An 8,607-nucleotide genomic window follows, 5' to 3' on the forward strand; every position below is an offset into this window, starting at 1 on the left:
AAAAACCAACCGAGGAGATAAACACATGGATCGTTTCACACCGGCAGGCCGACCGAGCTTGCGTCGCCACGCATTGAGCATCGCCGCGCTCACCGTCTGCGCAGTGGCATGCGGCACGGCCGGCGCGTTCGAGATCGACACGGGGAACGACGATGTCCAGATGCGCCTGGACAACACGGTCCGCTACAACTACGGACAGCGCACCCAGGAGCAAAGCCGCGTCATCATCAACAACCCCAACTACGACGACGGCAACCGCAATTTCGCCCAGGGCAACACGATCAACAACCGCGTCGATCTGCTGACCGAATTCGATGTTGTCTATAAAAGGCAATTCGGCGCGCGCGTGAGCGCCGCCTCGTGGTATGACGCTGCCTACTCGGGTACCTTTTCCAACACCAGCCTGGCCACCCAGAACCACCTCGTCGATGGCAAACCTGCGTTCGGCCTGAGCGACTACGCCAAGCGCTACTACGAAGGCCCGTCCGGCGAATTCCTGGATGCATTCGTCTTCGGGACCGTCGACCTCGGCACCATGCCGCTCACCGCGCGCCTGGGCCGCACGACCGTGAACTGGGGTGAATCGTTGCTCGGCCTCGGCGCCATCCACGGCATCTCCTATGGTCAGGCCCCGCTCGATCAGGGCAAGGCACTGTCCGTTCCCGGCGTCGAGGCCAAGGAGCTGTACATGCCGCGCGAACAGCTTTCCGCGACGCTGCAGGCCACGCCGGAACTGAGCTTCGGTGCGCAATACTTCCTGGAGTGGCGAAACACCCGCGTCCCCGAGTCGGGGACCTACCTGGGCTTTGCCGACTTCTACCTGTCCGGCGGCCAGTCGCTGATCAACCCGGCGCTGCCCGGCGGACGCGCCTATCGCGGCTCGGACATCACGCCAAAGGAAACCGGCGACTGGGGCTTGATGTCGCGCTGGAGTCCGCAGTGGCTCGACGGGACGATGGGCTTCTACGCCCGTAACTTCTCCGACACCATCCCGCAGGTGATCTTGCTGCCCGGTGCAAGGAGCCAGTACTTCTTCAACTACGCGTCTGACATCGACATGTACGGCATGAGCCTGTCGAAGCAGATTGCCGGCATCAGCTTCGGCCTGGACGTGAACTACCGCCGCAACATGCCACTGGTCAGCGACATCGTGTCGGTCAGGTCCGCGAGCCAGTTGCCGGCCCAGGGCGACACGCTGGGTGCGCGAGGCAACACGGCGCACGTCGTGCTCAATGCGATCGGCTCCATCGGCAGAACGCCGCTCTTCGGCAGCGCCACGTGGTCCACCGAGTTGACGTTCAGTCAATGGCTCTCGGTGACCCAGGGCGCCCAGTACTTCAAGGGACGCGACAGCTATGTGGGCATCGATCGGGTCTCCAAGAATGCCACTCAACTCGCGCTGAATTTCACGCCCACCTGGTACCAGGTCTTCCCGGGCATGGACCTGTTGATGCCGCTGAGCTATTCGCTCGGTCTGTCCGGCAACTCGGCCGTGGCGACGGGTGGCAGCAAGAACGCCGGCAGTTTCGGCGTGGGCCTCGGACTGGATGTGTACAGCAAGTACCGGTTCGACCTGAAGTATGTCGGCTACTTCGGCGATCTCGCGCTCAACCCTGCCGGCACGGTGGTTTCGGCCGCCAACGGCACCCAGGCCTTGCTCAAGGACCGCGGCGCCGTCTTCTTCACTTTCAAGACCACGTTCTAGAACGGAGACATTCATCATGAAAAAACTCACTGCAGCATTGCTCTGCGCGGGGCTGCTGTCCGCGCCATGGGGTGCGGCGCTCGCGGCGGTGTCCGCGGACGAAGCCAAGAAACTGGGCACCGAACTCACCGAGGTCGGCGCCGAGAAGGCGGGCAACAAGGAGGGCACCATTCCCGCATACACGGGGGGGCTCACCACGCCGCCGGCCGGCTTCGACAAGGACAAGGGCGTCCGCCCCGATCCGTTCGCCGGCGAGAAGCCCGTGGTGCAGATCGACGCGAAGAACGTCGACAAGTACGCCGACAAGCTGACCGAAGGCACCAAGGCGCTGATGAAGGCCAATGCCGACTTCCGTATCGACGTCTTTCCGACGCACCGCACCGTCGCATTCCCGAAGTTCGTGCTGGACAACACGCTGAAGAACGCCACGCGCGGCAAGCTTTCGGACAACGGCCTGGGCATCACCGGCGCGCGCGGCGGCATTCCCTTCCCCATTCCGAAGAACGGCAACGAGGTGATGTTCAACCACGTCGCCCGCTGGCAGGGCCTGTCCACCGTCATGCCCAAGTACTCGGCCTACAACGTCGATGCGGCGGGCAAACTGGTGTTGAGCACGCAGGGCGTGTGGACGGTGGAGCTTCCCTTCTACGACGACAGCAATGCCGCGTATCCCACCCTCATCACGCGCGCCAAGGCCAACTACACCGGGCCCGCGCGCCGGGCCGGGGAAGCGGTGATGACCAACGACTACGTCGAGGAAGGCAAGGGCCGTCGTGCCTACCAGTACTTGCCCGGCCAGCGCCGAGTGCGCCTGGCGCCCGACTTGGCCTACGACACGCCCAACTCCAGCACCGGGGGCATGTCGACCATCGACGACATCTACCTGTTCAACGGCAATCAGGATCGCTTCAACTTCAAGCTCGTGGGCAAGAAGGAGATCTACGTTCCCTACAACGACTACCGCTTCGTCTACCACGACAAGCCGGAAGATCTGTTCAAGCCGAAGTTCATCAACCCGGACTTCGTGCGCTGGGAGCTGCACCGCATGTGGGTGGTGGAAGCCACGCTGAAGGAGGGCGCGCGCCACATCTATTCGCGCCGCACCTTCTATGTGGACGAGGACAGCTGGATGATCCTGGCCTCCGACCAGTACGACGGCCGCGGCCAGCTCTGGCGCCCGGGCTTCGCCTATCTCACGCAGCACTATGACGCGGCAGTGCCGAGCAATGCGGTGTCGGGCCACTATGACCTGAACGCAGGTACCTACTACATCAACCAGTGGCCGGGTGCCTACGGCATCAAGGTGCTGGACACCATGCAGTCCGATTCGCAGTGGACTTCCGACGCCCTGGCGTCGCAAGGGGTCCGCTGAACCCGCGGGGCACGGCGCGTCCGTGCCCTTACCGATTTCATCCGGGGGGCGCGGCCAGACCACCTGCGCTCCGGCCCCCCTCTTTCCCGGAGCAACCCGTGTTGTTGCACATCCCCAAACTGATTCGATGGCCGCTGGCCGGCATGGTCCTGGTCGCGGGCGCGGCCCTGGGCCAGTCCGCCTTCCAGTTGCCCTTGACCCTGCCTTCGGCGCCCAGCGCCCTGGCCAGCCGCGCGCCTGTCAACGCATTGGCCGTGGCCGGCACGCGACTGGTGTCCGCCGGCCAACGCGGCCACATCCTGTTCTCCGACGACGAGGGCAAGACCTGGACGCAAGCCGTGGTACCCGTCAGCTCGGACCTGACGACCGTCTTCTTCGTCGATGCCCGCCAGGGCTGGGCCGCCGGCCATGAAGGCGTGATCCTTCACACCGCCGACGGCGGCGCAACCTGGCAGCTGCAACTCGACGGCCAGCAGGCTGCCCAGCTGATCCTGCGCCAGTACGGGCAACCCTCGCAGCACGCCAACGCCGCGGCCCAACGCCTGGCGCGCGACGCGGCCACCTTCGCCGCGCAGGGCGCGGACAAGCCATTCCTGGACCTGTATTTCGAGAACGAACGCGAAGGCTTTGCCATCGGCGCCTTCAACCTGATCCTGCATACCGAGGACGGGGGCCGAAGCTGGACCCCGTGGCTGGACCGCGTCGACAACCCCGACGCCTTGCACCTGTACGCGATGCGGCCCGCCGCGGGCACGCTCTTCATGGTGGGCGAGCAGGGCCTGGTGCTCAAGCTGGATCGCGAGCGGCGCCAATTCGTCCGTGTGGCGCTTCCCTACAAGGGGACGCTGTTCGGCGTCATCGGCACGCCGCAGATGGTGATGGCGTATGGATTGCGCGGCAATGCCTGGCGCAGCACCGACGGCGGCGCGAGCTGGACGCGAACGAACACCGGCGTGAACGCGGGCCTGGCCGGCGGCACGGTGCGCAGCGACGGCTCGATTCTCCTGGCCAGCCAGGCCGGGCAACTGCTGCGCAGCACGGACGAGGGCGCCAGCTTCGAGCGCGTGGCGCTGGGCCGCGTGGCGCCGGTGTTCGCGCTCGCCGCTTCGACCGCGCAGGCCGTGGCCCTGGGCGGACCGGACGGCGTGCGCATTGAATCGCTGAAAAACAAGGAGGCAAACCGTGCTCAGTGACAACAACATCCAGGCCATGCCGGTGATCCGGGACCTGAAGGACTTCGACGCGCGCAGCGGGAGCCTCTTCGAGCGGCTCATCTTCAATCACCGCCGGATGGTGGTCGTGCTGTGCGTGCTGGCCACGGTGCTGCTGGGCTGGCAGTCGACCCGGCTCGCGCTCAACGCGGCCTTCGAGAAGACCATTCCCCATCACCAGCCCTATATCCGCAACTTCCTGGACAACCGCGCCGAGCTCAAGGGGTTGGGCAACGCGGTGCGCGTGGTGGTCGAGAACAAGCGTGGCGACATCTTCGATCCCGCCTACCTGCAGGCGCTCAAGCAGATCAACGACGAACTCTTTCTCACGCCGGGCGTCGACCGCGCCAACGTGAAGTCGCTGTGGATGCCGGTGGTGCGCTGGAACGAGGTGACGGAGGAGGGCTTCACCGGTGCGCCCGTGATGCCCGACCGCTACGACGGCTCGCCGGCCAGCACCGAGCAGCTGCGGCAGAACATCGCGCGCGCGCAGATCCTGGGCAGCCTGGTCGGGACCGATTGGCGCTCCAGCATGATCTTCGTGCCGCTGCTCGACAAGGATCCGCGCACCGGCGAGCCCCTGGACTACCACGCGCTTTCGCAGCGCCTGGAGGACATCCGCAACCGCTTCGCGCAGTCCGGCGGCGCCGACGTCGACATCCGCATCGTCGGTTTCGCCAAGGTCGTGGGCGATCTGCTCGATGGTCTCGCGGAGGTGATGGGCTACTTCGCCGTGGCGGCCGTGATCGCCGCAGCCATCCTCTACGGCTGGACGCGCTGCGTGCGCAGCACGGCGCTGGTGCTGGGCTGCTCGCTGGTGGCGGTGCTGTGGCAGCTCGGGCTGGTCACGCTGCTGGGCTACGAGCTCGACCCGTACTCGATCCTGGTGCCCTTTCTCGTGTTTGCCATCGGCGTGAGCCATGGCGCGCAGAAGATGAACGGCATCATGCAGGACGTGGCGCGCGGCACGCACCGGCTGGTGGCGGCGCGCTACACCTTCCGGCGCCTGTTCCTCGCGGGCCTCACGGCATTGGTGGCCGATGCGGTGGGCTTCGCGGTGCTGATGCTGATCGACATCCCCGTGATCCAGGAGCTGGCGATCACGGCCAGCCTCGGCGTGGCGCTGCTGGTGGTCACGAACCTGGTCCTGCTCCCCGTGATGCTGTCGTACACCGGCGTGAGCCCGAAGGCGGCCGCGCGCAGCCTGCGTGCCGAGCAGCGCGAATCGGGCGGCCTGTGGCGCTGGCTGGAGCGCTTTGCGCAGCGGCGCTGGGCCTCGGCGGCGCTGGCTGTGACCGCCTTGCTGGCCGTGGCCGGATTTGCCGTCAGCACTCAGCTGCGCGTGGGCGATCTCGACCCAGGTGCGTCCGAGCTGCGCCCCCATTCGCGCTACAACCTCGACAACGCCTACATCAACGCCAAGTACTCCCTGTCGAGCGACCAGTTCGCGGTGATCGTCAAGACGCCGCCCGAAGGGTGCCTCACCTACCAGACGCTGATGGAATCCGACCGCCTGGGCTGGGCGCTGCAGCAGGTGCCGGGTGTGCAGAGCACGGTGTCGCTGGCCGATGCGGTGCGCAAGATCACCGCCGGCTCGTACGAGGGCAATCCCAAGTGGCTGAGCATCTCGCCCAACCAGGACGTGCTGAACTACGCCGCACGCACCGCCATCACGAGCAACCCCGAGCTGTTCAACACCGAATGCTCCGTGATGCCGGTGATCGCCTACCTGGCCGACCACAAGGCCGACACGCTGGAGCGCGTCGTGAAAGCGGCCGCGACCTTCGCCGAGGCGCACAGCACGCCCGAGCACCAGTTCCTGCTGGCGGCCGGCAGCGCCGGCATCGAGGCCGCGACCAACATCGTGGTCAAGCAGGCCAACGTGAGCATGCTGATCTACGTGTATGCGGCCGTGATCGTGCTGTGCTTCATCACGTTCCGGTCCTGGCGTGCGGTGGTGGTCGCGGTGCTGCCGCTGGCCGTCACGTCCATCCTGTGCGAGGCGCTGATGGTCATGCTCGGCATGGGTGTGAAAGTGGCCACGTTGCCGGTGATCGCCCTGGGGGTGGGCATCGGCGTGGACTACGCGCTGTACCTGTTGAGCATCCAGCTGGCGCGGCAGCGCGCGGGCGGCTCGCTGGCCGAGGCCTACCGCGAGGCCCTGCGCTTCACCGGCAAGGTGGTGGCGCTGGTGGGCGTGACCTTGGCGGCGGGCGTGGTCACCTGGGCATGGTCGCCGATCAAGTTCCAGGCGGACATGGGGATCCTGCTGACGTTCATGTTCCTCTGGAACATGCTGGGCGCACTGGTGCTGATTCCGGCGCTGTCGCACTTCCTGTTGCGAGATGTCGGCGCGAGAGCGCACGCCGACCGCGATCGTCATGTCGCAGCACGGCCGGGAACCCTTCACGCAGAAGCATGCGCCCCCACGGCAGCGCAGCCATGAGAGCGAACCAGATGACATACCAATACCTCCTGCTCGACGTGCGCGACAGGGTCGCCACCGTCACCATCCGAGCGGAAACATTGCAATGACAGACACCTCGACCGCATTCTTGAGCGAACAGGAAACCATGATCCGCGACAGCGCCCGCAAGGTGGCGCAGGAAGTCGTGGCCGCGACCGCCGCCGAGCGCGACCGCACCGGCGCGTGGCCGCACGATGAGTTGAAGACGGTCGGCAAGCTCGGCTTCATGGGCATGCTCACGCCCGAGGCCTATGGCGGCTCCGGCGCGAGCTTTGTCGAGTACTGCCTGGCGATCGAGGAGTTCGCGGCGGCCGATGCCGGCTTCGCGACGCTGATGCACGTGCACAACTCGGTCGGATTCACGATCTCGAAGGCCGGAACCGAGGCGCAGAAGCGCAAGTACCTCGCCAGGCTCGCGAGCGGCGAACACATCGGCGCGTTCCTGTTGAGCGAGCCGCATGCCGGCTCGGACACGGCAGCCTTCCGCACCTTCGCGCGCCGGGACGGGTCGCACTATGTGCTCAACGGCAGCAAGCAATTCATCTCCAACGGCAGCGAGGCGGCGGTGGGACTGGTGCTGGCCGTGACCGACAAGGCCGCGGGCAAGAACGGCAGCAGCCTGTTGATCGTCGACGGCAAGGCCGCGGGCTACAAGGTAGCGCGTGTGGAGCACAAGCTCGGCCAGCGCTCGGCGCACGTGGCGCAGATCCAGCTCGATGACTGCCGCGTCCCGCTGGAGGACGTTCTCGGCGAGGAGGGCTCGGGCTACAGGCGCATCATGGCCTCGCTCTCGGAAGGGCGTGTGGCCATCGCGGCCGTGGCCATCGGCACCGCGCGCGCCGCGCTCGATGCGGCGGTGAAGTACGCCAAGGAGCGCGAGGCCTACGGTGCGCCCATCATCAGACTGCAGGGCGTGAGCTTTGACCTCGCGGACATGGCGACCAAGGTCGAGGTGGCGCATCAGTTCGTGCTGCATGCGGCGCGCCTGTGCGAGACCGGCATCCCTTGCGCGAAGGAGGCTTCGATGGCCAAGCTGTTCGCCAGCGAGATGGCAGAGAAGGTGTGTTCCGATGCGCTGCAGATCCACGGCGGCTACGGCTACCTCACCGATTTCCCGGTGGAACGCTATTACCGGGACGTGCGCGTGACCAGGATCTACGAGGGCACGAGCCACATCCAGAAGCTGATCATCGGGCGCAGCCTCTGAGCCGCGACGCCCGCCCGCCAACCATCGACACCGAGTTGGTGATCCAGCGCATCGAGGCTATCGGCTCTTCGCCGCGCAGGGCATCGTCGGCGCGTTCATGGAGACGTTCAAGAAGTTTCCACCGAGGCAGAAGGCAGCGAGTTTCACCATCGAGCAGGCGCACGAAAGGCTGGGCAGCGCTGCGGGAGCGTCGAAGTAGTCGAAGGAGCTTGCCTGGGGAGGATGGCCGAACCGTACGCGGTGTCCAATGGTCTCCAGAAGTTGCGGCCGCGAGGTGCGGCCGGGTGGCGCAGGGTGCCGCGTTCACTCGAAGTTCAGCAGCACCTTCATCGCCTGCGTCCGATCGGCCGCCAGCGCAAAGGCGCGGGCCGAATCGCGGTATGACAGCGTCGCGGAAATCAGCGGCTTCACGTCCACCAGCCCCTTGTTGAGCAACTCGACCGCCATCGCGAATTCCTCATGGAAGCGGAAGGCCCCGCGCAGATCGAACTCCTTGGCAACGATGGTATTGATCGGCAAGGTCATCTCTCCACCCAGGCCCAACTGCACGATGATCCCGCGCGGCCTGATCGCATCAAAGGCGCCGCGCAGGGCACGCTCGTTGCCGCTGGCCTCGAACAGCACATCGAAACTTCCCTTGTCGGC

The 8,607-nt window shown here is 66.0% G+C and carries 6 protein-coding genes; 5 read left to right on the forward strand and 1 reads right to left on the reverse strand.

All coding sequences use genetic code 11. The features are described 5' to 3' along the window. Positions 1-25: 25 nt before the first annotated feature. From AC1DN9_RS20135 to AC1DN9_RS20155, 5 genes are all read left to right on the forward strand, one after another. On the forward strand, positions 26-1,705 hold the full coding sequence (locus AC1DN9_RS20135) for a DUF1302 domain-containing protein (RefSeq protein WP_478103198.1): 1,680 nt from the start codon (positions 26-28) through the stop codon (positions 1,703-1,705). Positions 1,706-1,721: 16 nt separating this feature from the next. After that, on the forward strand, positions 1,722-3,077 hold the full coding sequence (locus AC1DN9_RS20140; RefSeq protein ID WP_478103199.1) for a DUF1329 domain-containing protein: 1,356 nt from the start codon (positions 1,722-1,724) through the stop codon (positions 3,075-3,077). A gap of 98 nt (positions 3,078-3,175) precedes the next feature. Continuing rightward, the gene (locus tag AC1DN9_RS20145) at positions 3,176-4,270 is read left to right on the forward strand and encodes a WD40/YVTN/BNR-like repeat-containing protein (protein WP_478103201.1); all 1,095 of its coding nucleotides are present in this window, start codon (positions 3,176-3,178) and stop codon (positions 4,268-4,270) included. A gap of 16 nt (positions 4,271-4,286) precedes the next feature. After that, complete coding sequence (locus AC1DN9_RS20150) at positions 4,287-6,734, forward strand: efflux RND transporter permease subunit (protein WP_478103209.1); 2,448 nt, start codon at positions 4,287-4,289, stop codon at positions 6,732-6,734. An 85-nt stretch (positions 6,735-6,819) separates the two neighbouring features. Next, the gene (locus AC1DN9_RS20155; RefSeq protein WP_478103203.1) at positions 6,820-7,962 is read left to right on the forward strand and encodes an acyl-CoA dehydrogenase family protein; all 1,143 of its coding nucleotides are present in this window, start codon (positions 6,820-6,822) and stop codon (positions 7,960-7,962) included. A 303-nt stretch (positions 7,963-8,265) separates the two neighbouring features. On the opposite strand, the gene AC1DN9_RS20160 is transcribed toward AC1DN9_RS20155, so the two are convergent. Continuing rightward, on the reverse strand, positions 8,266-8,607 hold a 342-nt coding region (locus AC1DN9_RS20160), incomplete at its 5' end, for a zinc-binding dehydrogenase (RefSeq protein ID WP_478103204.1).

It is taken from the genome of Variovorax sp. 05L425 (assembly GCF_056397705.1).